The 21,875-nt window shown below is 68.5% G+C and carries 26 protein-coding genes; 22 read left to right on the forward strand and 4 right to left on the reverse strand.

Annotated features, from left to right (window positions below; genetic code table 11):
* Positions 1-9 precede the first annotated feature (9 nt).
* The 3 genes from ACP2AD_RS12985 (at position 10) to ACP2AD_RS12995 (ending at position 2,254) form a co-directional block, all read left to right on the forward strand.
* Complete coding sequence (locus tag ACP2AD_RS12985) at positions 10-882, forward strand: aspartyl/asparaginyl beta-hydroxylase domain-containing protein (RefSeq protein WP_425230464.1); 873 nt, start codon at positions 10-12, stop codon at positions 880-882.
* Between the two features lie 101 nt (positions 883-983).
* Positions 984-1,832 (forward strand): hypothetical protein, encoded by an 849-nt coding sequence (locus ACP2AD_RS12990; RefSeq protein WP_425230465.1) that lies wholly within the window; start codon positions 984-986, stop codon positions 1,830-1,832.
* On the forward strand, positions 1,805-2,254 hold the full coding sequence (locus ACP2AD_RS12995) for a hypothetical protein (RefSeq protein WP_425230466.1): 450 nt from the start codon (positions 1,805-1,807) through the stop codon (positions 2,252-2,254). The genes ACP2AD_RS12990 and ACP2AD_RS12995 overlap by 28 nt, the downstream gene beginning before the upstream one ends.
* Positions 2,255-2,290: 36 nt before the next feature.
* Here ACP2AD_RS12995 and ACP2AD_RS13000 read toward each other — a convergent pair whose 3' ends face one another.
* Positions 2,291-3,418 (reverse strand): acyltransferase family protein, encoded by a 1,128-nt coding sequence (locus ACP2AD_RS13000; RefSeq protein WP_425230467.1) that lies wholly within the window; start codon positions 3,416-3,418, stop codon positions 2,291-2,293.
* Between the two features lie 128 nt (positions 3,419-3,546).
* On the opposite strand from ACP2AD_RS13000, the gene ACP2AD_RS13005 reads away from it, so the two are divergent.
* The 16 genes from ACP2AD_RS13005 to ACP2AD_RS13080 all read left to right on the forward strand — a co-directional run bounded on the left by ACP2AD_RS13005 (position 3,547) and on the right by ACP2AD_RS13080 (position 14,692).
* The gene (locus tag ACP2AD_RS13005; RefSeq protein ID WP_425230468.1) at positions 3,547-4,116 is read left to right on the forward strand and encodes a NifU family protein; all 570 of its coding nucleotides are present in this window, start codon (positions 3,547-3,549) and stop codon (positions 4,114-4,116) included.
* Positions 4,113-4,706 (forward strand): malonic semialdehyde reductase, encoded by a 594-nt coding sequence (locus ACP2AD_RS13010; protein WP_425230469.1) that lies wholly within the window; start codon positions 4,113-4,115, stop codon positions 4,704-4,706. The genes ACP2AD_RS13005 and ACP2AD_RS13010 overlap by 4 nt, the downstream gene beginning before the upstream one ends.
* Positions 4,707-4,736: 30 nt before the next feature.
* Positions 4,737-5,363, forward strand: coding sequence for a tRNA (adenosine(37)-N6)-threonylcarbamoyltransferase complex dimerization subunit type 1 TsaB (tsaB, locus tag ACP2AD_RS13015; RefSeq protein ID WP_425230470.1), 627 nt, complete (start codon positions 4,737-4,739; stop codon positions 5,361-5,363).
* Positions 5,363-5,830, forward strand: a complete 468-nt coding sequence (locus ACP2AD_RS13020) for a GNAT family N-acetyltransferase (protein WP_425230471.1) — start codon at positions 5,363-5,365, stop codon at positions 5,828-5,830. The genes tsaB and ACP2AD_RS13020 overlap by 1 nt, the downstream gene beginning before the upstream one ends.
* 67 nt (positions 5,831-5,897) lie before the next feature.
* Complete coding sequence (locus ACP2AD_RS13025) at positions 5,898-6,320, forward strand: Fur family transcriptional regulator (protein WP_425230472.1); 423 nt, start codon at positions 5,898-5,900, stop codon at positions 6,318-6,320.
* A 243-nt stretch (positions 6,321-6,563) separates the two neighbouring features.
* A complete protein-coding gene (locus tag ACP2AD_RS13030; protein WP_425230473.1) occupies positions 6,564-7,328 on the forward strand; it encodes a lysophospholipid acyltransferase family protein in 765 nt (254 codons plus the stop codon).
* A 19-nt stretch (positions 7,329-7,347) separates the two neighbouring features.
* Positions 7,348-8,673 carry a tRNA (N6-isopentenyl adenosine(37)-C2)-methylthiotransferase MiaB gene (gene miaB / locus ACP2AD_RS13035; RefSeq protein ID WP_425230474.1) on the forward strand — a complete coding sequence of 442 codons (1,326 nt, stop codon included), beginning with the start codon at positions 7,348-7,350 and terminating at the stop codon, positions 8,671-8,673.
* Positions 8,670-9,455, forward strand: coding sequence for a hypothetical protein (locus tag ACP2AD_RS13040; RefSeq protein ID WP_425230475.1), 786 nt, complete (start codon positions 8,670-8,672; stop codon positions 9,453-9,455). The genes miaB and ACP2AD_RS13040 overlap by 4 nt, the downstream gene beginning before the upstream one ends.
* A complete protein-coding gene (locus ACP2AD_RS13045) occupies positions 9,452-10,141 on the forward strand; it encodes an alpha/beta fold hydrolase (protein ID WP_425230476.1) in 690 nt (229 codons plus the stop codon). The genes ACP2AD_RS13040 and ACP2AD_RS13045 overlap by 4 nt, the downstream gene beginning before the upstream one ends.
* A gap of 81 nt (positions 10,142-10,222) precedes the next feature.
* Entirely contained in the window at positions 10,223-10,573 is a 351-nt protein-coding gene (locus ACP2AD_RS13050; protein ID WP_425230477.1) for a hypothetical protein, read from the forward strand.
* Positions 10,567-11,286, forward strand: a complete 720-nt coding sequence (locus ACP2AD_RS13055; RefSeq protein WP_425230478.1) for a hypothetical protein — start codon at positions 10,567-10,569, stop codon at positions 11,284-11,286. Before ACP2AD_RS13050 ends, ACP2AD_RS13055 begins: the two co-directional genes overlap by 7 nt.
* 291 nt (positions 11,287-11,577) lie before the next feature.
* Positions 11,578-12,579, forward strand: coding sequence for a PhoH family protein (locus ACP2AD_RS13060; protein ID WP_425230479.1), 1,002 nt, complete (start codon positions 11,578-11,580; stop codon positions 12,577-12,579).
* A 45-nt stretch (positions 12,580-12,624) separates the two neighbouring features.
* Positions 12,625-12,882 (forward strand): type II toxin-antitoxin system VapB family antitoxin, encoded by a 258-nt coding sequence (locus ACP2AD_RS13065; protein WP_425230480.1) that lies wholly within the window; start codon positions 12,625-12,627, stop codon positions 12,880-12,882.
* A complete protein-coding gene (locus tag ACP2AD_RS13070; protein ID WP_425230481.1) occupies positions 12,879-13,277 on the forward strand; it encodes a type II toxin-antitoxin system VapC family toxin in 399 nt (132 codons plus the stop codon). Before ACP2AD_RS13065 ends, ACP2AD_RS13070 begins: the two co-directional genes overlap by 4 nt.
* Positions 13,274-13,786: an rRNA maturation RNase YbeY gene (ybeY, locus tag ACP2AD_RS13075; RefSeq protein WP_425230482.1), complete on the forward strand. Its 513-nt coding sequence runs from the start codon at positions 13,274-13,276 to the stop codon at positions 13,784-13,786. Before ACP2AD_RS13070 ends, ybeY begins: the two co-directional genes overlap by 4 nt.
* Before the next feature lie 3 nt (positions 13,787-13,789).
* The gene (locus ACP2AD_RS13080) at positions 13,790-14,692 is read left to right on the forward strand and encodes a hemolysin family protein (protein WP_425230483.1); all 903 of its coding nucleotides are present in this window, start codon (positions 13,790-13,792) and stop codon (positions 14,690-14,692) included.
* Here the strand turns inward: ACP2AD_RS13080 and ACP2AD_RS13085 are convergent.
* Positions 14,689-15,588, reverse strand: a complete 900-nt coding sequence (locus ACP2AD_RS13085) for a hydrogen peroxide-inducible genes activator (RefSeq protein WP_425231174.1) — start codon at positions 15,586-15,588, stop codon at positions 14,689-14,691. The two genes, ACP2AD_RS13080 and ACP2AD_RS13085, sit on opposite strands and share 4 nt — an antisense overlap.
* A gap of 130 nt (positions 15,589-15,718) precedes the next feature.
* On the opposite strand from ACP2AD_RS13085, the gene katG reads away from it, so the two are divergent.
* Positions 15,719-17,956, forward strand: coding sequence for a catalase/peroxidase HPI (gene katG, locus ACP2AD_RS13090; RefSeq protein WP_425230484.1), 2,238 nt, complete (start codon positions 15,719-15,721; stop codon positions 17,954-17,956).
* 75 nt (positions 17,957-18,031) lie between these two features.
* On the forward strand, positions 18,032-19,375 hold the full coding sequence (locus ACP2AD_RS13095; protein ID WP_425230485.1) for a PQQ-dependent sugar dehydrogenase: 1,344 nt from the start codon (positions 18,032-18,034) through the stop codon (positions 19,373-19,375).
* Positions 19,376-19,382: 7 nt separating this feature from the next.
* Here ACP2AD_RS13095 and ACP2AD_RS13100 read toward each other — a convergent pair whose 3' ends face one another.
* Positions 19,383-19,685 (reverse strand): polyhydroxyalkanoic acid system family protein, encoded by a 303-nt coding sequence (locus ACP2AD_RS13100; RefSeq protein ID WP_425230486.1) that lies wholly within the window; start codon positions 19,683-19,685, stop codon positions 19,383-19,385.
* A 23-nt stretch (positions 19,686-19,708) separates the two neighbouring features.
* Positions 19,709-20,122: a VOC family protein gene (locus ACP2AD_RS13105; RefSeq protein ID WP_425230487.1), complete on the reverse strand. Its 414-nt coding sequence runs from the start codon at positions 20,120-20,122 to the stop codon at positions 19,709-19,711.
* Between the two features lie 168 nt (positions 20,123-20,290).
* On the opposite strand from ACP2AD_RS13105, the gene lnt reads away from it, so the two are divergent.
* On the forward strand, positions 20,291-21,850 hold the full coding sequence (lnt, locus tag ACP2AD_RS13110; protein WP_425230488.1) for an apolipoprotein N-acyltransferase: 1,560 nt from the start codon (positions 20,291-20,293) through the stop codon (positions 21,848-21,850).
* The last annotated feature ends 25 nt before the right edge of the window (positions 21,851-21,875 follow it).

A 21,875-nucleotide genomic window follows, 5' to 3' on the forward strand; every position in this document is an offset into this window, starting at 1 on the left:
GGTTAGTGCATGACCGCTGGCGTCGAGACCAGACCGACCAAGGCCGCCGTGCCGGGTATGTGGCGCACGCAGGAGAAGGATGGTTCCGGTCCCCTGGTCCCGCAGCTGACCGTCGTTTCCGGGGCGCCGGTCGCGGGCGCGCCGATGCAGGCGGAGAAGGGCCGGCCCTTCGTCATCCGCTTCGGCAAGCATCTGCGCGGGTTCTTCGACCGGCTGATCGGCGGCAGCTCGCTGGTGTCCAACGATCCCGTCCTCGACATGCGCGACTTCGCCTGGACGCAGCTGCTGCGCGACCATTGGCAGGCAATCCGCGACGAGGCGATTGCGGTGGCGCTGCGCGGCGACGCCGCGCCGTCGCTGGCGACCATCTCGCCCGACCACCGCGCGATCGCGGAGATCGACAAATGGCGGTCCTTCTTCATCTGGGGCTATGGCTACCGGATCGACGACAATGCCGATCGCGTGCCGGTGACCGCCGGGCTGGTCGAACGGGTTCCCGGGCTCAACTCGGCCTTCTTCTCGATCCTCGCGCCCGGCACCCACATCCCCGATCATCGCGGTGTGACCAAGGGGCTGATCACCTGCCACCTGGGTCTGATCGTGCCGCGCGACGGCGACGTTCGCATGCGCGTCCACGATCGCATCGTCCGCTGGGCGGAGGGCGAGACGCTGGTGTTCGACGACACGTATCAGCATGAGGTGTGGAACGACACCGGCGGCATCCGCGTCGTCCTGCTTGTCCAGTTCGAACGTCCGCTGCGCAATCCGGGCAAGTGGATCGCGGACCGCTTCCTCGGCGTGGTCAAGCGCTCTGCGTTCGTTCAAGAGGCAAGAGCCAATATCGGTCACTGGAATGCGGCGGTGAAGCAGCTCGACGTCTGACCGCCACGCCGTGCCGGTGAGAGGGGAATGCGACCAACCGGCGTTGGCGCGGCGTGCGTCCTCGGGTAAGGTCCGCTCGCCATCCTTGGGGGAGTCGGCAGTTGCTCCGGATCACGTCTTCGTCGCTGCGCATCAATTCCGTGCCGCACAATGCGCCGACCAGCTTTGCGCCGTCGACCACGACCGGTCTGGCCGCCCGCTTTTCGCTCAACCGGCGGCTGGAGGCGATCGGCAGCATCACGATCGCCGGTAGTGCCGGCGACTCGACGGCCGGATGGGCGGCGGGGTTCGTCCAGGCGCAGTGGATCGAAACCAACTGGGGTTTCTACAGCGGCGCGCACGATCACGACGGCAGTTCGTTTCTGCAGCGCGCGCGACCGCCGAGCCGCCCGCATCAGGCATGTTTCGACAACGCTACGGCCGGCCAGCCTTTCTACGCCAATTCGACCGAGCCGCCGCAGGTGCCGGCGGGAGGGCACACGCTGCTGCCCTTCGTCCAGCCGCTGCCGCCCAGCCCCACCTTTCCGCTGACATTGAACGTGTTTCACGCCGACAATCCGGGCGACACCTACGATCTCAGCCGGACCAACACGCAGACCGGACAGATCAACCTGCTCAGCGAGGTCCAGCTGGAGTTCGCCTTTTGTGCGGTGATGGTCGTGCGCGAGCCGTCAGGCCGGCGGCATTTCCTGAAGGGCTTCTACTGGAACGCCAACTGGCAGGACAGTTTCCACACCACCTCTGCCAATGCGTCGGTCGCCACGCGGATCGTCAAGGGTACGCATTGCGCGGTCGGCGACATCTTCGACGGCCAACCGCAGGACCGCCGGTTCGCCCACATCTTCACGCAGCCTCAGGCGAGCAACTGCAACATCGTGGCGGGTCAGGCCGCCGCCCATCCCAACATACGCGAGGAACCGCGATGGCATTTGTTCGACGTGCGGCGCTGACCGGCGCGCTGCTGGTGCTGGCGGCGGCCGGGCTGTCGCAGGACGCGACGCGAGCGGTGCGCCTGCGCGCGACGGCGCGCCCGTCGGGGCTCGTCATCGAGAATGCGACCGACCGACCGATGCTGATCGAACGCGCAATTCGCGTCGACAAGCTGATCGGCGCCACGTGGACGCCGCTCACCACCGAGATGAAGGCGATCGACGCCTGCACCGCCAACGCCGCGACCGGCCCCGTCCGCCTCGGCGCGCGGGTCAGCCTGTCGGTGGTGCCGTGGCGCGGCGCCAGCTGCAGCGGGCAGTGCACCTATGCCTGCCGGGCCAATATCGATTTTCCCCCCGGGCGCTTCCGCTTCGTCGTCACGACCCTGCCTGAGCGGACGCAGCTGATCGGGCCGGCTTTCCGCCTCGATCACTCGCTGTAACGCCGCGGCAGGCGGCACATCAGCTTCCAGAGACGCCTATTCGTGTTCCGGGGCGGCATTCGTCCGCGACCGCACGCGTGATGTCAGTTGCCGGAAAGCGACGTCGCCCCACCGAACACCTGGCCGCTCGACCAGGCGGTAGGTCAGGTAAGCGAACGCCGTGGTGACGATCGTGACCATCGTCAGGGTGGCGTAATAACGTAGGTCGCCCGGCAACGAGCCGATGCTCCAATCGATCGCCCTGTGCAACGCGTAGATGACGACGGGATGGAGCAGATAGGCCGAATAGCTGATCAGGCCAAAGAAGCGGAAAATGCGCCCGATGAGCGTGTCGCCGTCGCCTAAGCCAGCCCCGATCAATATCGACGCGTAGGCGAGCCCGATCGGAACTCGCTCCCAGATGCTTCCGACTTCCCCGGCCAGAGCGCAGACGATCAAGACGGCGGCGCCCGCGCCGATCAGCACGGGAGCAAGCGGCGCGTGGTTGGGACGCGCGAGCAGCCTCCGGTAGGCGGGATAAGCCCACATCCCGATGATGAAAAGCGGCATATACCCAACGACGGAGAACAATACGTAGTCAGCAGGCAGGGTAAGGTGCATGATCATTGTTGTAACGATCGATACAGAAAACCACAGCAGCTGTGTTCGAAACTTTGACCGATACAGTGGGATGAATAACGCATAGAAGATCATCTCGACACCAATTGTCCAGCTCGCCCAGACGATGCCCTCCTGCTTGCCAGGAATTAAGTTGAATAGAAATGTAAGATTGTAGGCGACCGGCCTCAGATATAAGGGTTGGGAGAGATACCAGTTATCGCGAACGATGTAGTAAGCCAGAATGACGTAGAATAGCGGCGCGATACGGAACAGGCGGCTGACGCTGTAGCTTAGGACCATAAGCCCCGTACGTTCGTGTCGCTGCATCGTCATGTGGAGCGAGAAGCCGCTGATGACGAAAAATAGGTAGACGCCGGTCCCGCCAAACGACGCGAACTTCAGCATTAGATAGTTCGTCAATGGCGGATGCGGCTGGGGAACCAGTAATGAGTGGTAGAAGATGACGTAGAGCGCGGCCACGCCGCGCAAGCTGTCTAGAAAAAAGAGGCGCCCCCGGGGCTCATGCCGGCGGGCCGTCGCATCCGCTTGCTGCACTTCCGTCATCTGCGCCCTGCGCCTTTTTCCGGGAACCTAGACAGCGGCGGCCATGCCGGGTCAAGCGTTGCGGCTTTGCCGGCCCAGGGTATCGCCGCGGCCTTGATAGATCATCGCCGCCGGACCACATGCGCGGCATGCTGATCGAGACCGAACCGACCCCCAACCCCGCGACGCTCAAGTTTCTGCCGGGCCGCACCGTCATGGACGCGGGCACCCGCGATTTCGCGACCCCTGAAGAGGCCGCCGCCAGCCCGCTGGCGCAGGCGCTGTTCGACCTGGGCGACGTGACCGGCGTATTTTTCGGCCGCGATTTCGTGTCGGTCACCGCCGCGCCGGGCGTCGCGTGGCGCGACCTGAAGCCCGACGTGCTGGCGCTGCTGGTCGATCATTTCGCCGCTGCCATGCCGCTGTTCCGCGCCCATGCCGGGTTCAGCGTCCCGTCGGCCGCTGCGGTGTTCACGGACGATCCCGCCGACGCCGACATCGTCGAGCAGATCAAGGAGCTGATCGACACCCGCGTCCGCCCCGCGGTGGCGAACGACGGCGGCGACATCGTCTATCGCGGCTTCGACAAGGGCAAGGTGTTCCTGCAGCTGCAGGGCGCCTGCTCGGGCTGCCCCTCCTCGTCGGCGACGCTGAAGCAGGGCATTGAGCAGCTGCTCCGCCACTATGTTCCCGAAGTCACCGAGGTGCGCGCGGTATGAGCGGCGCGATCAACGACGCCGCGCTCGACGCGATCTTCCGCACCGCGCGGTCGTACAACGGCTATACCGATCAGCCCGTCACCGACGCAGAAATCGTCGCGATCTGGGAACTGATGAAATGGGGGCCGACCTCGGCCAACCAGCTGCCCGCGCGCATGGTCTGGGTGCGGACGGCCGAGGGCAAGGAACGGCTGGCCGCCTGCTGCTCCGCCCAGAACAAGCCCAAGGTGCTGGGCGCCCCTGTGACGGTGATCGTCGGCATGGACAACGATTTCCACGAACAGCTCCCGTGGCTGTTCCCCCATACCGACGCGAAGAGCTGGTTCACCGGTAATGCCGAGCTGCGCGCTGCCTCCGCATTCCGCAACTCGTCGCTGCAGGGTGCCTACCTGATCATCGCCGCCCGTGCCCTGGGGCTCGACACCGGGCCGATGTCGGGCTTCGACGGCGGCGAGGTCGACAAGGCGTTCTTTGCCGACATGCCTGCGGTCAAGACCAACTTCATCTGCACGCTGGGGCATGGCGATCCCGCCACCATCTTCGATCGCCTGCCGCGACCCGCGTTCGACACGTTCAACCGCCTTGCTTGATCCCCTCTCTCCCGCAGGGGAGAGGGGATGATGCGCACCCTTGTCATCGACACCGCCACCGCCGCCTGTTCGATCGCGTTGATCGCGGACGGCGCGGTGATCGCCGCCGCCCATGGAGACGTCGGGCGCGGCCATGCCGAGCGGCTGATCCCGATGATCGCCGCATTGCCCGACGGCGGCCGCGCCGCCCATATCCTGGTCGATGTCGGACCGGGCAGCTTCACCGGCATCCGCGTCGGCATCGCCGCCGCCCGCGGGCTGGCGCTGGGATGGCAAGCGAGCGTCGCCGGCTATTCCTCGCTGACGCTGGTCGCCGCGCGCGCGCTCGCTGACACCCCCCTTGCCCCCGGCGCCACGCTTGCGGCGGTGCTGGAGGGCGGGCATGGCGAGGTGTTCATGCAGCTTTTTGCCGAATCCCTGCAACCGCTCGGCCCGCTAGAATCGCTCGCCCCCGCCGCGGCGCGCGTACGGCTCGGCGACACGCGGGCGGCCGGCGACGGACTGCGCTGGCTCGGCGCCGGCGATCCCCGCACCGCACCCCGCGGATCGCTTCCCCGCGCGGCGGATGCCCTGTTGCTGCCGCCGGCGCTGGCGCAGCTACCGCCGAGGCCGCTCTACGGACGCGCGCCCGACGCCAGGCCGCCCCAGCCGCGCTGATGGCGACCCGGACTTTAGTGCTGCGCACGGGCAGCCCGCGCGACATCGACGCGGTCGAGGCGCTCATGGCGCAGGCGTTCGACCCCCGCTTCGGCGAGGCTTGGACGCGGGGGCAATGCATGGGGGTGCTCGCCATGCCCGGCGTGCGCCTGCTGCTGGCCTATCTGGACGAGGAGCCCGCCGGGTTTGCGATGACCCGGCTGGTGATCGACGAGGTCGAGCTGCTTCTCCTCGCCACGGTTCCCGCCCAGCGCCGACGCGGCGTCGCCGCCACCCTGCTGCGCGCAATGATGGCCGAGGCTGCGTCGGAAGGCGCGGTATCGCTTCACCTCGAAGTGCGCGCGGGCAACGACGCCGTCCGCCTCTACACCGCCCACGGCTTTGCCAAGGTGGGGGAGCGCCGCGGCTATTATCGCGGCAAGCAGGGTCAGCTCCACGACGCGCATACCTACGCCCGGCAGCTGTGACGCCGCCTGCGCTTATTGCGAGTCGCTAGCGCTTTTCGCAACAAGCGTTCCGCACTACATCGCCGCCATGGCGCGCAACATCGATCTCGAGACGCTGTGCAACCAGAAGGGGCTGCGCATCACCGACCAGCGCCGCGTCATCGCGCGCGTGCTGTCGGAAGCGGAGGATCATCCGGACGTCGAGAAAGTCTACGCCCGCGCCTCCGCGGTCGATCCGGGCATCTCGATCGCCACCGTCTATCGCACCGTCCGGCTGTTCGAGGAGGCGGGCATCCTCGACCGCCACGATTTCGGCGACGGCCGCTCGCGCTACGAACCCGCCGACGCGGCGCACCACGATCACCTGATCGACGTCGAGACGGGCAAGGTGATCGAGTTCGTCGATCCCGAGCTGGAGCAGCTGCAAAAGGCGATCGCCGAAAAGCTCGGCTTCCGCCTCGTCGACCACCGCATGGAGCTGTACGGCGTCTCGCTGTCGCGCAAGGACTGAGCGGCGCGCACGGTGGCAGCGCTCGCTGTCGGCGCGACGCGCCAGGACTGCCGCGGGGCGGAATGCCATCCGACGAGGAGGCTTTGCCGCGTCGCCTGCGAATGATCCGGCAACGACGTCAGTCCCGTCTCTCGCGCACCGTCGACGCCGGCGGCGGTAGTGCTCCGGACAGGCTTGAGCTGTGCTCCAACGTGCGGCAAGCCTCCTATCGGTGAGCGAAGCCAATCCCCAGCGGCGAAATGGATGCCGGGTCGAGCCCGGCATGACGGCGTAGCGGTGGCGCAGCTCCGCCTCATCTTCCGCCTCGCCGCGCTGCTCACGACGCTCGCCGCCTGCCTGCTGCTCCACGGCCTGACCCGGCTGATCCGCGCGCCCTCGCCCTGGCCGCGCCGCTTTCTCGCAAGCTTCGGCCGGATCAGTGGCGCGCACGCACACGTCATCGGTACGCCGCTCGCAAGCAACGTCGTCTTTCTTTCGAACCACCTCAGCTGGATTGATATCCCGGTGCTGGCGGGTGCGACCGGCACCGCCTTCGTCGCCAAGGCCGAACTCGCCGCCGTGCCCCTGATCGGCTGGCTCTGCACCCTCAACCAGACGCTGTTCGTCCGTCGCACCGACCGCATGCACGTCGCCGATCAGGTGGCGGCGATCGCGCGCGCGCTGGCCGGCGGTCGCCCCGTGACCATGTTTCCAGAGGGCACGACGGGTGATGGCCGCACGCTGCTCCCGTTCAAGGCTGCGTTGCTCGCGGTGCTGGACCCGCCGCCGCCGGGGCTGCTGGTTCAGCCCGTGCGCCTCGACTACGGCGCCGCCACCGCGGAGCTGGCCTGGGTCGGCGACGAACCTGGCCAGTCCCACGCGCTGCGCGTCTTCCGCCGCCGCGGCGCCTTTCCCGTTAATCTTCACTTCCTCGACGCCTTCGATCCCGCCGCCTTTCCGGGTCGCAAGGCGATCGCGGCGGAAGCACGACGGCGGATCGACGCCGCCTCTCCCGCCGGCATCGTTTAGCTGATAGGGGCGCCGCGCCATGTCCGCACCCCAGAAGCTTCCGGCTACCTTTCACGTCAAATCCTTCGGCTGTCAGATGAACGTCTATGACGGCGAGCGCATGGCCGAGCTGCTCGCCGAAGAAGGGCTGACCGCCGTCGATGCCGACGCCGCCGACCTCGTCGTCCTCAACACCTGCCACATTCGCGAAAGGGCGACCGAGAAGGTCTATTCCGACATCGGCCGCGTGCGGAAGAACGGCCGGCGACAGGGACGCGACCCGCTGATCGCCGTCGCCGGCTGCGTTGCGCAGGCGCAGGGCGAGGAGATCGTCGCGCGTGCGCAGGTCGACATCGTGGTCGGCCCGCAGGCCTATCACAACCTGCCGCAGCTCGTCCGCCGCGCCGCCGCGGGCGAGGCCGCGCTCGACACCGATCTGCTGTCGCTGACCAAGTTCGGCACGTTACCGGCGCGCCGGCGGACCGGGCCGTCCGCCTTTCTGACCGTGCAGGAGGGCTGCGACAAGTTCTGCACCTATTGCGTCGTGCCCTATACCCGCGGCGCGGAGGTCAGCCGCTCCTTTGCCGCCGTCGTCGACGAGGCCAGGGCGCTGATCGATGCGGGCGCGCGCGAGATCACGCTGCTCGGTCAGAACGTCAACGCGTGGGATAGCGACGGCAAGGGGCTGCACGACCTGATCCGCGCGCTCGACCGCCTCCCCGGCCTTGCCCGGCTGCGCTACACCACCAGCCACCCCAACGGCATGACGCAGGGCCTGATCGATGCGCACCGCGACGTCGAGACGCTGATGCCCTTCCTCCACCTGCCCGTGCAGGCCGGTTCCGATCGCGTCCTCAAGGCGATGAACCGCAGCCACACGCGCGACAGCTACCGCCGCCTGATCGACCGGGTCCGCTTGGCCCGTCCCGACATCGCGCTGTCGGGCGATTTCATCGTCGGCTTCCCCGGAGAGACCGAGGCGGAGTTCGCGGAGACGATGCGCCTGGTCGACGACATCGGCTACGCCCAGGCGTTTTCCTTCAAATACAGCCCCCGTCCCGGCACCCCCGCGGCGACGCTGCCCGGCCAGGTCGAGGCGGCGGTGATGGACGACCGGCTCCAGCGCCTCCAGGCCGTGCTCAACCGCGAGCAGCACGCCTTCAACGTCGCCGCGGTCGGTCGCACCTGCCCCGTCCTGATCGAGCGCCGGGGCAAGCTGCCGAGCCAGATGCTCGGCAAGTCGCCCTGGCTGCAATCGGTCCACCTGCTGACCGACGCGGCGATCGGCGATCTGGTCGAGGTCGAGCTGGTCCGCGCCGATCCCAACTCGCTGGCAGGGGTCGAACGGCTGCGGCGCGCAGCGTGACCGCCGGCCGCCACGCCGCCAAGGTGCCCGCGATCACGCTCGGCTTCTGGCTGATCAAGATCATCGCGACGACATTGGGCGAGACCGGCGGCGACACCGTCACCATGACCTGGCTGGGAGAGACGACGGCCCATCCCGTCGCGAACGGCTATCTGATTGGCACCGCGCTGTTCGGCGCGCTGCTGCTCGGGCTGGTGTGGGCGCAGATCCGCGCACGGACGTTTCGCCCTTGGCTCTACTGGGCGACGATCGTCGCCTCCACCACCTGCGGCACGACGCTGGCCGACTTCGCCGACCGCTCGCTGGGCATCGGCTATCCGGGCGGGTCGCTGTTGCTGCTCGCCTGCGTGCTCGGGTCGCTGTTCGCGTGGCGGCGGACGCTCGGCAGCGTCGATGTCAGCACTGTCTCCGGCCCGCGCGCGGAGCTGTTCTACTGGATCACCATCACCTTTTCACAGACGCTGGGCACCGCCCTGGGCGACTGGATCGCCGATGCGGGGCTCGGCTATGGTGGCGGAGCGCTGGTGTTCGGGGCGGCGCTGCTGGTGCTGGCCGCGCTCTACTACGCCACCGCTGTGTCGCGCGTCGTCCTGTTCTGGGCGGCGTTCATCCTGACCCGCCCGCTGGGTGCGACGCTGGGCGACTGGCTCGACAAGCCGGTTGCCAAAGGCGGCCTGGAGGTCAGCCGCCCGCTGGCGAGCCTGATCCTCGCTGCCGCGATGCTGTCGCTGATGCTGATCCTGCCGCAGCGTCCTGCCACTGATGGGAGGAGCGCCGCATGACCCCGCTCGTCCTGATCCCCGGCCTCGGCAGCAACGCGATCGTTTGGGAACGCACCATCGCCGCGCTCGGCGACGCGGCGAGTTGCACGGTCGGCGACACGCTGCGGGACGACACGCTCCCCGCGATGGCGGCGCGCGTCCTCGCCGCAGCGCCGCCGCGCTTCGCGCTCGCGGGCGTGTCGATGGGCGGCATGGTCGCGATGGAGATGCTCGCGCAGGCGCCCGATCGGATCGAGCGGCTGGCCCTGTTCGACACCAATGCGCGGGCGGACACGCCCGAAGAGACCGCACAGCGCCGCGCCACCAACGCCGCGCTGCTCGCCGCGCCCGATCCGGCGGTGCTGGCGCGGGCCGGACGTGCCTACCTCATCCACCCCATCCACGACCCGGTCGTCGACGACCTGCTCGACCGGATGGGCCGCCAGGTCGGGATCGAGGCCTATGTCCGCCAGAACGAGGCGGTGATCGCCCGCCCCGACAGCCGCCCGCGCCTGCCCGCGATCACGGTGCCGACGCTGGTCGCGGCGGGCGCGCAGGACCTGATGACGCCGCCGGCGATGACGCAGGAGATCGCCGCACTGATCCCGGGCGCAATGCTGCGTTTCGTCCCCGACTGCGGCCACCTGCCGCCGCTGGAGAAGCCCGACGCGACGGCGGCGCTGCTGCGCGGATGGCTGGCCGGATAAGTCGACAAACGTTTCAGCGATTTAACGTGTAAACCGCCGGACAGGTGTCGATTATCCGCCGTAGGAAATCGGGGGTCGGCGATGAGGATCGGAACAGCCTTGTGCATCGTGTCGCTTAGCGCGGGCGCAGCGAGCGCAGACGCGCAAAAGCACGACCTCGACGGCGGCACGATGGGACGCGGCCGCCCTGCCAGCTGCCTCGTCGACACCCCGCCGCGCGAGCGCTGCACCTTTTATCCGCGCAACGGCGATGGCAGCTTCGCCATCCAGACGAGCATCGGCCGCTACTATGCCAATCGAGCTGGCCCCGACGCGATCCAGGTCGACTTCGACAACGGCGCTCGCATGGTCGATCAGGGAGTCTTTACTCGCAGCCGGGACGACCGCGCCTGCTGGGTCCGCCGCCCCGACCGGCGGATCTGCGCGTGGTGATCGGCCGTTTGGCTGTTCCGGCGGCCGCCAGCCTGGTGGCCCTGACCCTGTCGGGTTGCGACTCGCTCACTCACCTGTTCGGCAGCGCGCCGACAGCAGAACAGACCTGTTCCTCGCAGGAAACATACGATGCGCTGAACGGCATTCTCTCGGGTCAGGCTCAGTCGGCGGCTAGCCTTCTCGGCAACTACCCGATGGCTGCGACCGCGGCGTCACCAGCGTCGATGAAAAGCGTGCTCAGCTATTCCGCTCCAACGGTCGATGACATCAACAGGAACACCGGTAAGGTCACCTGCAACGCGCTGATGCGTGTAGCGATGCAGACGACGCTGCTGAGCGACACGCGCGGGCTCACGCCGAACGACTTCGGACCCGACCACGCATCCTTCGCCATCACCTATTCGGTGCAGGCGACGGCGGATCAGGGTCGGCCGCTGATGACGCTGGAGGATGCGTCGGCACTGTCAGGCATCGCCTTTCAGGCGTCTCTGGCGGCGTTGCAGCACAACGGCAATGCCGCGGCGCAACAGCAACAGGCGGACAACGTTCAGCAGGTCGAAGATAGCCCACCGGACAACCCGGATGATCAACAGTCAGATCAGCCAGTGCAGAACGGCATGGACGCACCATCAGGCGATGCTGCGACGCCGGCGCCCAGCGACGGCGATACCGCGCCCAAGCCGCCGCAGAACGTGGCCGCCGGGCCGCCGTAATACGGTTTAGTCCGACCCTGCGCTTTATCGTCGGGTGATCCGGCAAAACCGAAAGCGTCGCGCCGTGATCGGCGTGGCTGCGATAACCGCTGTCCTACACAGATCGCGGATGCCAGACTGGCGCGATCGTGCCCATCGACTCGCGCTCCTTGTGCCAACGCTGCACCGCTTCCACATCGATGGCGGCGATCATGCCTCTACGTCGCCGCGACTTCGGCCGCAGCGATACCGCAGCGGCGGTACCGACAGTGTGACCCTGGTGTGACCTTTGCCCTATCCTGAAAGGACCGCATGAGCCGCAAGCCCGTTCCCGCCCAGGCCGGCGATCGCAGCCGGACCGAACTGCTGTTCGACAAGCCGCAGGCGCTGAGTGCGCTATTCGGGCAATATGACCGTAACCTTGTCGCGCTGGAAAACCGGCTGGGCGTTTACATCACCGCGCGCGGCAACCGGGTCGGGCTGGAAGGGCCGGCCGAGCAAGTGGCGCTGGCGCGCGACGTGCTGAACGATCTCTATACGCGGATCGGCCGCGGCGAGGAGGTCGACGGCGGGCTGGTCGATGCCTCGATCGCGATGGCCGCCGAGCCGCATCTCGACGGCATCATCCGTGCGGACGCTGGCGGCGGGGACGCGCCCTCGGTGATGATCCGCACGCGCAAGAAGACGATCGTCCCGCGCACGCCGGCCCAGGCGCACTACATGCGCGCGCTGACCGCGAACGACATGATCTTCGCGCTCGGGCCCGCGGGAACCGGCAAGACCTATGTCGCGGTCGCGCAGGCGGTGGCGCAGCTCATCACCGGCTCGGTTCAGCGCTTGATCCTGTCCCGGCCCGCGGTCGAGGCGGGCGAACGGCTGGGCTTCCTGCCCGGCGACATGAAGGAGAAGGTCGATCCCTATCTCCGCCCGCTCTACGACGCGCTCTACGACTGCCTGCCGGCCGAGCAGGTCGAACGCCGCCTCGCATCGGGCGAGATCGAGGTCGCGCCGATCGCCTTCATGCGCGGGCGAACGCTCGCCGACGCCTTTGTCATCCTCGACGAGGCGCAGAATACGACGCCGGCCCAGATGAAGATGTTCCTGACCCGCTTCGGCCAGAACAGCCGCATGGTGGTGTGCGGCGACCCCAACCAGGTCGACATCCCGGGCGGCGTCGCGGCAAGCGGGCTGGCCGATGCGGTGCGGCGGCTGGAGGGGGTTGAGGGCATCGCCATGGCCCGCTTCACCGCCGGCGACGTGGTGCGGCACCCGATCGTGGGGCGGATCGTCGAGGCATATGAGGGGGCGGGTTGATCCTGGGATATCCTATTGCTACATTGGGGATATACGGAGCAATTGATGGCCTCTCTTTTCATCAAGAAGCCCGAGACGAACGATCTCGCGCAAGAAGTGGCCGAGCTGCTCGGTACGACGAAGACTGAGGCGGTCCACGAAGCGCTGCTCCGCCGCAAGCAGGAACTGTCGGGCAAGTCTCGCGCCGACACGATCCGCGCGAAGCTTGACGCGTGGCGAGCCGCCAATCCGCTTCCCCCGCCAACCGGTTTGAAGGCGGATAAGGCGTTCTTCGACGAGATGTGGGGCGAAGAACCGGCGTGACGCTCTTCGTCGACGCTTCGGCGCTCGTCGCCATCATGGCGGAAGAACCTGAACGCGACGAACTCATCGATCAACTGGGCGCAGCACCAGACATCCTATGGTCTCCCACGAGCTGCTGGGAGTCGGTTTCCGGCCTGCGTCGCGCACGCAAGCTAACGGCCGTGGCGGCGCGGCGCGAGGTCGAGCAGGCCGCCACCGACCTCGGCTTGCGTCTGGTGAGCGTGGGCGAAGCCGAGTTGCGGCTCGCACTGGATGCATACGAGCTGTACGGGCGCAATTCCGGCCATCAAGCAAGGCTGAACTTCGGCGACTGCTTTGCTTACGCCTGCGCCAAAACAAACAAGGCGCATCTGCTCTACAAGGGCGACGATTTCACGCACACGGACTTGGCGTGATCCAGGTCGAACTGTCGCGCGAGGCACCCTGGCCCGACGCCGACTGGCCGGCGCTCGCCACCCGCGCCGCGCGGGCTGCGGTGGAAGCGACGCCGCATGGTGCGCTCGCCGCCTCGCCCGCGCTGGTCGAGATCAGCGTCCGGCTGACCACCGATGCCGAGGTGCGCACCCTCAACGCGCAGTATCGGGGCAAGGACCGGCCGACCAACGTCCTCTCCTTTCCGATGATCCAGCCCGACCTGCTCGGCACTGTGACGCAGAACAGCGACGACGGCGAAGTCCTGCTCGGCGACATCGTCCTCGCCCACGGCGTCTGCGCGGCCGAAGCCGTGGCGAAGGGTGTCTCGCTCGCCGATCACCTGACGCATTTGATCGTGCACGGCATGCTCCACCTGCTAGGCTATGACCATATCGGGGAGGGTGAGGCCGACGCGATGGAGGCGATCGAGCGCGATGTGCTGGCCGGGTTGGGCATCGCCGACCCCTATCTGATCCGGGAGGATGACTGAGAAGTGCCCGACGACCGAAGTAGCGCCAGCGGTGCTGGCGACGAAGGCAGTATCTGGCGCGGGCTCAAAAGCCTGATCTTCGGCGCGCCGGCCGAGGACACGTTGCGCGACCAGCTGGAAGACGCGATCGACCGGCACGAGGGCGATCCCGCCCCCGACGCGAAGGGCGACCTGTCGCCGCACGAGCGGCTGATGGTCCGCAACCTCCTGCATTTCGGCGAGCGCGACGCGGGTGATGTCGGCGTGCCGCGCGCGGACATCGTCGCGGTCGAGGAGCAGACCAGCTTCGCCGACCTGGTCCGGCTGTTCGCGGAGGCCGGGCACAGCCGCCTCCCCGTCTATCGCGGCGCGCTGGATACGATTGTCGGCATGGTCCATATCAAGGACGTGTTCGCGATCCTCGCGACCGGAGCCGAGCATCCCGCCACCATCGCCGGGCTGATCCGCGAGCCGCTTTACGTGCCGATGGCGCGCGGCGCGCTGGACCTGCTCGCCGACATGCGGTCCAGCCGCGTCCACCTTGCGATCGTGCTCGACGAATATTCGGGCACGGAGGGGCTGGTCACGATCGAGGATCTGATCGAGGAGATCGTCGGCGAGATCGAGGACGAGCATGACGACGCGCCGGCGCAGCTGCTCGTTCCGCTCGACGGCGGCGCCTGGGACGCGGACGCGCGCGCCGAGCTGGAGGATGTCGCGGCGGTGATCGACTCGCGGCTCGGCGAGAGCGAGGGCGACATCGACACGCTCGGCGGCCTGGCGGCGCTGCTCGCCGGGCACGTGCCCGCAACGGGAGCGTGCGTCGACCATCCGTCGGGGTGGAAGCTGGAGGTGACCGATGCCGACGAACGCCGCATCCACCGCCTTCGCCTTCACCCGCCCCGGCCGGAGCCCGAGGACGCCTAGCCGGCCAGGCTGTCGACCAGCGTCCCCGCCAACAGCCGCAGGTCCGCCGCCCGCGGATGCCCCCGCCGCCACGCCAGCACGATCCGCCGCTCCGCCTCCAGCCCCGCGACCGCGCGACACCGCACCCCCGTGCCGTCGAGCATCCCCGCCACGACCGCCATCTCCGGCAGCAGCGTGAACCCAAGCCCGGCCTCGACCAGCCCGACCAGCGTCTGTAGCGTCGACGCCACCACCGGCGCATCGCGATTGCCCCCCGCCGGGTCGCACGCCGCCAGCGCATGCGCCTTCAGGCAATGGCCGTCGTCGAGCAGCAGCAGCCGCGCCTGCGCCGCCTCGTCGAGCGGCAGCGCCAGGTCGAGCGGGTCGTCGCCGCGCGCCGCGAGCCGCAGCGGGTCGACCGCGATCGCCGCCGTCTCGACCTCTCCGCACTCCGCCGGCAGCGCCAGCAGCGCGCAGTCGAGTGCGCCACGATGCAGCGCCTCGCATGCCGCCGCCGTCAGCATCTCGCGCACGGTCAACCGCAGCCGCGGCCAGGCGCGCGCCACCGCCGGCAGCATCCGCGGCAACAGGAACGGCGCGACCGTTGGGATCGCCGCCAGCCGCAGTGCGCCGGTCAGCGGATCGCTCGCCTCCTGCGCCACCGCGCCCAAATCCTCGGCCGCGCGCACGACGCCCCGCGCCCGCGCCACCACCTCCTCGCCGACCGCGGTGAACCGCACCACACGCCGCGACCGTTCGACCAGCACCACCCCGAGCAGCCGCTCCAGTTCCGAAATCCCGACCGACATCGTCGACTGCGTGACGAAGCACGCCGCGGCGGCGTGGCCGAAATGGCCGTGCTCATGAAGCGCCAGCAGATAGGTCAGCTGACGGAGCGAGGGCAGCGGCTGAGTGATCGAGCGTCTCTATCTCTGAAATAGCTTTTATTCGTTGGCTTCATCTCTGCCCCGAGCGCATGGCCGCGTCCAGCCGTTCCCGACCGCCGCGCAGCGCCATACGTGCCGCGGCAGAACCAGGAGAGATTTGATGGACGCGATCACCTCGGGCAGCCCACTCAACGATCCGGGCCGGCAGGCCGCCAAGACGCGTACGCTGCTCGGCCGGACCAGCCGCGACTGGTGGCCAGAGTCGCTGTCGCTCCAGATCCTGACCCAGAACGGCGTCTCCGCGGACCCCTACGGCGCCGACTTCGATTACCGGAAGGCGTTCGAGACACTCGACTATTGGGCCGTCAAGAAGGACCTGACCGCGCTGATGACCGACAGCCAGCCCTGGTGGCCGGCCGATTACGGGCATTACGGCCCCTTCTTCATCCGCATGGCGTGGCATTCGGCGGGCACCTATCGCACCGGCGATGGCCGCGGCGGCTCTTCCTCGGGGTCGCAGCGGTTCGCGCCGCTCAACAGCTGGCCGGACAACGGCAATCTCGACAAGGCGCGCCGCCTGCTGTGGCCGATCAAGCAGAAATACGGTGCGGCGCTCAGTTGGGCCGACCTGTTCATCCTCGCGGGCAACGTCGCGATCGAATCGATGGGCGGGCCGGTGTTCGGCTTCTCGGGCGGCCGCGAGGACGTGTTCGAGGCCGAGCGCGACATCTACTGGGGCACCGAGGAGGAGTGGCTCGGCCAGACCCGCATCGACGAGGAAGCGGGGATGGCGCTGGAGGAGCCGCTGGCGGCGATCCAGCACGGCCTGATCTACGTCAATCCGGAAGGACCGGGCGGCAAGCCGGACACCAAGGGCTCCGCCCGCGACCTGCGCGAGACGTTCAGCCGCATGGCGATGAACGACGAGGAGACCGCGGCGCTGACCGCCGGGGGCCACACCTTCGGCAAGGCGCATGGCGCGGGTGACGCGAAGCTGGTCGGCAAGGAGCCGGAGGGCTCCGACATCGCGCAGATGGGCTTGGGCTGGGCGTCGACGCATGAGACCGGGATGGGCGATCATACCATCACCTCGGGCATCGAAGGCGCGTGGACGCCGACCCCGATCACCTGGGACATGAGCTATTTCTCCAATCTGCTGGACCATGAGTACGAGCTGGTGAAGAGCCCCGCTGGCGCCAACCAGTGGCAGCCGGTCGGCAACCCGGAAGAAACGCAGGCCCCTGCCGCGCATACCCCGGGCAGGAAGGTCGCCACGATGATGACCACCGCTGACAAAGCGTTCAAGGACGACCCCGACTATCGCAAGATCCTGGAGAAGTTTCGCGCCGATCCGGCCTATTTCGCCGACGCCTTCAGCCGCGCCTGGTTCAAGCTGTGCCACCGCGACATGGGCCCGCGCAGCCGTTATCTCGGCCCGGAGGCGCCGACCGAGGACCTGATCTGGCAGGACCCGATCCCGGCCCATGACGGTCCGGCGCTCAACGGCGTCGAGATCGCCGAGCTGAAGGTCGCGATCGCCAACTCCGGGCTGGAGGTCGCCGAGCTGGTCGGCACTGCCTGGGCGTCCGCCTCGACATATCGCGGCTCGGACAAGCGCGGTGGCGCCAACGGCGCGCGCATCCGCCTCGCCCCGCAGAAGGACTGGGCGGTCAACCAGCCGGCGCAACTCGCCAGGGTGCTGGCCGCCTATGCGGACATCAAGGCGAAGTCGGGCAAGAACGTCAGCATCGCCGACCTGATCGTCCTTGGCGGCTCGGTCGGGGTCGAGGCCGCGGCCAGGGCGGCGGGGCACAGCGTCGTGGTGCCCTTCACCCCCGGTCGCACCGACGCGACCGCGGAACAGACCGACGTCGAGAGCTTTGCGGTGCTGGAACCCAAGGCCGACGGCTTCCGCAACTATCTGCAGACGCGCTTCACCGTCCCGACCGAGGAGCTGCTGGTCGATCGCGCCCAGCTGCTGGGCCTGTCGGCACCCGAGATGACGGTGCTGGTCGGCGGCCTGCGCGTGCTCGGCGCCAACCACGACAAGGCCAAGGCGCACGGCGTCTTCACCGATCGGCCGGGGCAGCTGACCACCGACTTCTTCGTCCACCTGCTCGACATGGGCACGGCGTGGAAGCAGGTCAGCGAGGAGTCGGATCAGGAGTTCGTCGGCACCGACCGCGCGACGGGCGAGCATCGCTGGACGGCGTCGCGCACCGACCTGGTGTTCGGCTCCAACTCCCAGCTCCGCGCGATCGTCGAGGTCTATGCCTGCGACGACGCCAAGGAGAAGTTCGTCGCGGACTTCGTGCATGCGTGGGTAAAGGTGATGAACGCCGATCGCTTCGACGTTGACTGGGGCGCATATACGGCCGGCGACAAGCAGGATGCCTGAATGTCGGGCGGGGACGCTGCACCGGCGTCCCCGCTCCCCCTATCGTTTGCGCCCAGGCAGGCGTAAACCGTCCCCATGCTCAAGCACGTCCTGCGCGTCCTCGCGATCCTCCTAGTCCTGACGATCGGCGTCCTGGTTTATCTTGGCTGGCCTGATCCCGCCCGCCTCGCGATCGCTCAGGTGCAGGGCGCGCGGCCGCGGATCACCGACCCACGCCAACAGGTCATTCCGACCATCATCGTCCCCGACGCGGTGGGCTGGCCACAGGGACAGATGCCGACCGCCGCCCCGGGCCTGGGCGTGCAGGCGTTCGCCCGCGGCCTCGATCATCCGCGCTGGCTGTACCGCCTGCCCAATGGCGACGTGCTGGTCGCCGAGACCAACTCGCCGCCGCGCCAGGTCGGCGGCGTCACCGGGCTGGTGATGGGCTGGCTGATGAACAAGGGCGGCGCGGGCGTGCCGTCGGCCAACCGCATCACGCTGCTCCGCGACGCCGATGGCGACGGGGTGGCGGAGACGCGCACCGTGTTCATGACCGGCCTCAACTCGCCCTTCGGCATGGCGCTGATCAGCGGCCAGCTCTACATCGGCAACACCGATGCCGTGGTCCGCGTGCCCTATACCGAAGGTGCGACGCGGATCACCGCCCGGCCAGAGCTGATCGTCCGCCTGCCTGCCGGCGGCAATCACTGGGCGCGCAACCTGCTCGCCGCGCCCGACGGCAAGCACCTCTACGTGACCGTCGGTTCCTCGACCAACATCGCCGAGGGCGGACTAGACGCCGAGAAGTTCCGCGCCAACATCCTCGAGGTCGCGCCCGACACCAAGACCGCGCGCATCTACGGCGCGGGGCTGCGCAACCCCAACGGGATGGCGATCAATCCCGTCACCCATGAGCTTTGGACCGTGGTCAACGAGCGCGACCAGCTCGGCTCCGATCTCGCGCCCGATTACCTGACCCAGGTCGAGCTGGGCGACCATTTCGGCTGGCCCTGGTATTACTGGGGCGGTTATCCGGACAACCGCGTCGAGCAGGATAACCCGGCGCTGCAGGAATATGCGAAGCGGCCGGACTATGCGCTCGGCCCGCACGTCGCCGCACTGGGTCTCGCTTTCTCGACCGAGGTGCACCTGGGCGGACGCTTCGGCGGGGGCGCGTTCATTGGCGAGCACGGATCTTGGAACCGCAAGCCGGTGTCGGGCTACAAGGTCGTCTTCGTCCCCTTCGCCACCAACGGCTTTCCCGTCCCGAATGCGCGGCCCGTCGATGTGCTGACCGGCTTTCTCGACGCCGACGGCAAGGCGCGCGGGCGGCCGGTCGGGGTGATCGGCGACCGCAGCGGCGCGATGCTGGTGGCCGACGACGTCGGGAACACGATCTGGCGGGTAGCCCCTGCCCAGCGGACGGCGGCCCGCTAGAAGCGGATCACTTCAGCAGCTTCGGCGCTTCCGCCTGGATTGCCGCCTTGATCGGGCCGGCGAACATGGCGAGCAGACCCGGCAGGTCGACGACCGCATGGACGTGCTTGTCGAACACGGTTGCGGTGCTGGCGACGCGCTGTCCCATCGCGCTCACGGTGAAGTGCAGCGTGTCGCCGTCCCAGCGATGGTCGATCACCGACCCGCCCGGGATCTTTTCGCCGAGCTTCCCGACGCCGCTCTCCAGCCGCGCGCGCACGCCCGCCTTGCCGAGCTGATGGGGGATGTCGAGGGTGATCGGGTCTGCCATGTGCGCTATGTAGGGTCGGCGCGTCAGGTCGCAAACAACATGGCGTCGTCGGCAAACGCCTTGAACTCCAGCGCATTGCCGCTGGGGTCGCGGAAGAACATCGTCGCCTGCTCGCCCGGCTGCCCCGCAAACCGCACATGCGGCGCGTTCCCGAACGCAACGCCCGCCGCTGCGACGCGCGCACTCAGCAACTCCCAGTCGGTCATTGTCAGCACCACACCGAAATGCGGCACCGGCACGTCGTGGCCGTCGACTGGGTTACTGCTCTCCCCGCCAGCGGCGGGCGCGAGATGCGCGACGATCTGATGCCCGAACAAATCGAAGTCGATCCACTGATCCGACGATCGCCCTTCGGGGCAGCCCAGCACGCCGCCGTAGAAGGCGCGCGCTGCGGCGAGGTCGTGGACGGGGAAGGCGAGGTGGAAGGGGCGGAGCATCGGGGGCGTGTAGCAAATCCTCCCCGGCACGGGGAGGTGGCGCGCGGCGAAGCCAGGTGACCGAGAGGCTCGCCTCGAATGGATCGCGCGCGGCGGGCCCCCCCCACCACGCCGCCGTGCGGCGCGGTCCCCCTCCCCGTACCGGGGAGGAGCGGCTAAGGGCCGGGCGTGCGCCGAAATCCCGCCCTCCTCTGCCTTCCCCTCGGCGCGCTCGCCGCGCTCGGGTTTGCACCGCTGCAGCTCTGGCCGCTGACGCTCGCCGGGCTCGCGGGGTGGCTCGCGCTGGTCCACGCCGCCCCGACCTGGCGCGCGGCGGCGTCGCGCGGCTGGCTGTTCGGACTGGGGCATTTCACGGTCAACGACAACTGGATCGGCCACGCCTTCGACTTCCAGGATACCATGCCGCACGCGCTCGGTTACGTCGCGCCGGTCGCGCTGGCGCTGTACCTGGCGTTGTTCCCGACCGCGGCGGCGCTGATCGCGTGGCGCTGGCGCGGCGCGCGGCCGGACGCCGCCTTCGCGCTGATCGCGGGCGCGGCGTGGATCGCAACCGAGTGGCTGCGCGGCTGGCTGTTCACCGGCTACCCGTGGGATCCGCTGGCGGTGGTGTGGGTGCCGTTGTTTGGTATCGCCCGTCTGTCGGCGGTAGTCGGAACATACGCGCTGTCCGGCTTGACCGTGACGGCGGCCGGTACGCTGCTTGTTCTCTACGAAGCACGGCGGCGTGGCTTGTCCAGGGCGCGACTGTACGCGTGCGTCGCAGTCGCCCTTGTCTTGCTCGGCGTCGCCAGCGTCACCGGCACCAGCTACTATAAGCCAACCGACGCCGGGCCCCGCCTTGTCGTCGTTCAGCCCAACATCAACCAGAACGAGCGCGGCGATGACGACGCGGCGCGCGTCCTCGCGCCGCTCATGCGCCTGTCGGGAGCGTCCGCCCCATACCCGCGCCTCATCCTCTGGCCCGAAGGTGTGATCCGCCCCTATCTGGAGGACGGCTACCCCGATTACGCCTATGAAGGGCTCGATCCCGCCCTGCTCCGCCGCCGCCTCGCGCGGCTGCTCGGCCCGCGCGACACGTTGCTCGCAGGCGGCGTCAGCCTCGCCTTTGGTCGCGACCAGCAGATCACCGGCGCGGGCAATACCGTCTTTGCGATCGGGCCCGACGCACGCCTCCACGGCCGCTACGCCAAGGCGCATCTCGTGCCCTATGGCGAGTATCTGCCGTTGCGCAGCGTGCTGGAGCCGATCGGCCTATCCCGCCTCGTCCCAGGCGACATCGACTTCGACGCCGGTCCCGGCCCGCGTAACATCGACGTGCCCGGCATCGGACCCGTCGGCGTCCAGATCTGCTACGAGATCGTTTTCTCCGGTCGCGTCGTCGACCCACAGCAGCGGCCGCGCCTGCTCTTCAACCCTTCCAACGATGCCTGGTTCGGCCGCTGGGGCCCGCCGCAGCACCTGGCCCAAGCGCGGCTGCGCGCGATCGAGGAGGGGCTGCCGATCGTCCGCGCGACGCCCACCGGCATCTCCGCCGTCATCGCCGCCGACGGCGCGCTGCTCGCCATCATCCCGCCCGGCCGCGCCGGCGCGCTGACGGTGCCCCTGCCCCAACCGCTGCCCCCGACCCTGTTCTCGCGGCTGGGCAATTGGCTGGCGCTCGTCACCGCCGTGCTGCTGGCCGCTGGAGCCGTTGCCATCCGGCGGCGCGCCCGCTACGCGCGGATATAAAGTTTTCCTTATATCAGCGGACCCC

It is taken from the genome of Sphingomonas sp. (assembly GCF_965248875.1).
In the GTDB taxonomy this organism is placed as follows: Bacteria; Pseudomonadota; Alphaproteobacteria; order Sphingomonadales; family Sphingomonadaceae; genus Sphingomonas.

Bases quoted from the DNA above. Each gene is read 5' to 3' on its own strand.
- ACP2AD_RS13010 (WP_425230469.1), top strand. From the start codon at position 4,113: ATGAGCGGCGCGATCAACGACGCCGCGCTCGACGCGATCTTCCGCACC.
- ACP2AD_RS13005 (WP_425230468.1), top strand. From the start codon at position 3,547: ATGCTGATCGAGACCGAACCGACCCCCAACCCCGCGACGCTCAAGTTT.
- ACP2AD_RS13020 (WP_425230471.1), top strand. From the start codon at position 5,363: ATGGCGACCCGGACTTTAGTGCTGCGCACGGGCAGCCCGCGCGACATC.
- ACP2AD_RS13030 (WP_425230473.1), top strand. From the start codon at position 6,564: ATGCCGGGTCGAGCCCGGCATGACGGCGTAGCGGTGGCGCAGCTCCGC.
- ACP2AD_RS13065 (WP_425230480.1), top strand. From the start codon at position 12,625: ATGGCCTCTCTTTTCATCAAGAAGCCCGAGACGAACGATCTCGCGCAA.
- ACP2AD_RS13025 (WP_425230472.1), top strand. From the start codon at position 5,898: ATGGCGCGCAACATCGATCTCGAGACGCTGTGCAACCAGAAGGGGCTG.
- tsaB (WP_425230470.1), top strand. From the start codon at position 4,737: ATGCGCACCCTTGTCATCGACACCGCCACCGCCGCCTGTTCGATCGCG.
- miaB (WP_425230474.1), top strand. From the start codon at position 7,348: ATGTCCGCACCCCAGAAGCTTCCGGCTACCTTTCACGTCAAATCCTTC.
- ACP2AD_RS13000 (WP_425230467.1), bottom strand. From the start codon at position 3,418: ATGACGGAAGTGCAGCAAGCGGATGCGACGGCCCGCCGGCATGAGCCC.
- ACP2AD_RS12995 (WP_425230466.1), top strand. From the start codon at position 1,805: ATGGCATTTGTTCGACGTGCGGCGCTGACCGGCGCGCTGCTGGTGCTG.
- ACP2AD_RS13045 (WP_425230476.1), top strand. From the start codon at position 9,452: ATGACCCCGCTCGTCCTGATCCCCGGCCTCGGCAGCAACGCGATCGTT.
- katG (WP_425230484.1), top strand. From the start codon at position 15,719: ATGGACGCGATCACCTCGGGCAGCCCACTCAACGATCCGGGCCGGCAG.
- ACP2AD_RS12985 (WP_425230464.1), top strand. From the start codon at position 10: ATGACCGCTGGCGTCGAGACCAGACCGACCAAGGCCGCCGTGCCGGGT.
- ACP2AD_RS13100 (WP_425230486.1), bottom strand. From the start codon at position 19,685: ATGGCAGACCCGATCACCCTCGACATCCCCCATCAGCTCGGCAAGGCG.
- ACP2AD_RS13105 (WP_425230487.1), bottom strand. From the start codon at position 20,122: ATGCTCCGCCCCTTCCACCTCGCCTTCCCCGTCCACGACCTCGCCGCA.
- ACP2AD_RS13060 (WP_425230479.1), top strand. From the start codon at position 11,578: ATGAGCCGCAAGCCCGTTCCCGCCCAGGCCGGCGATCGCAGCCGGACC.
- ACP2AD_RS13095 (WP_425230485.1), top strand. From the start codon at position 18,032: ATGCTCAAGCACGTCCTGCGCGTCCTCGCGATCCTCCTAGTCCTGACG.
- ACP2AD_RS13050 (WP_425230477.1), top strand. From the start codon at position 10,223: ATGAGGATCGGAACAGCCTTGTGCATCGTGTCGCTTAGCGCGGGCGCA.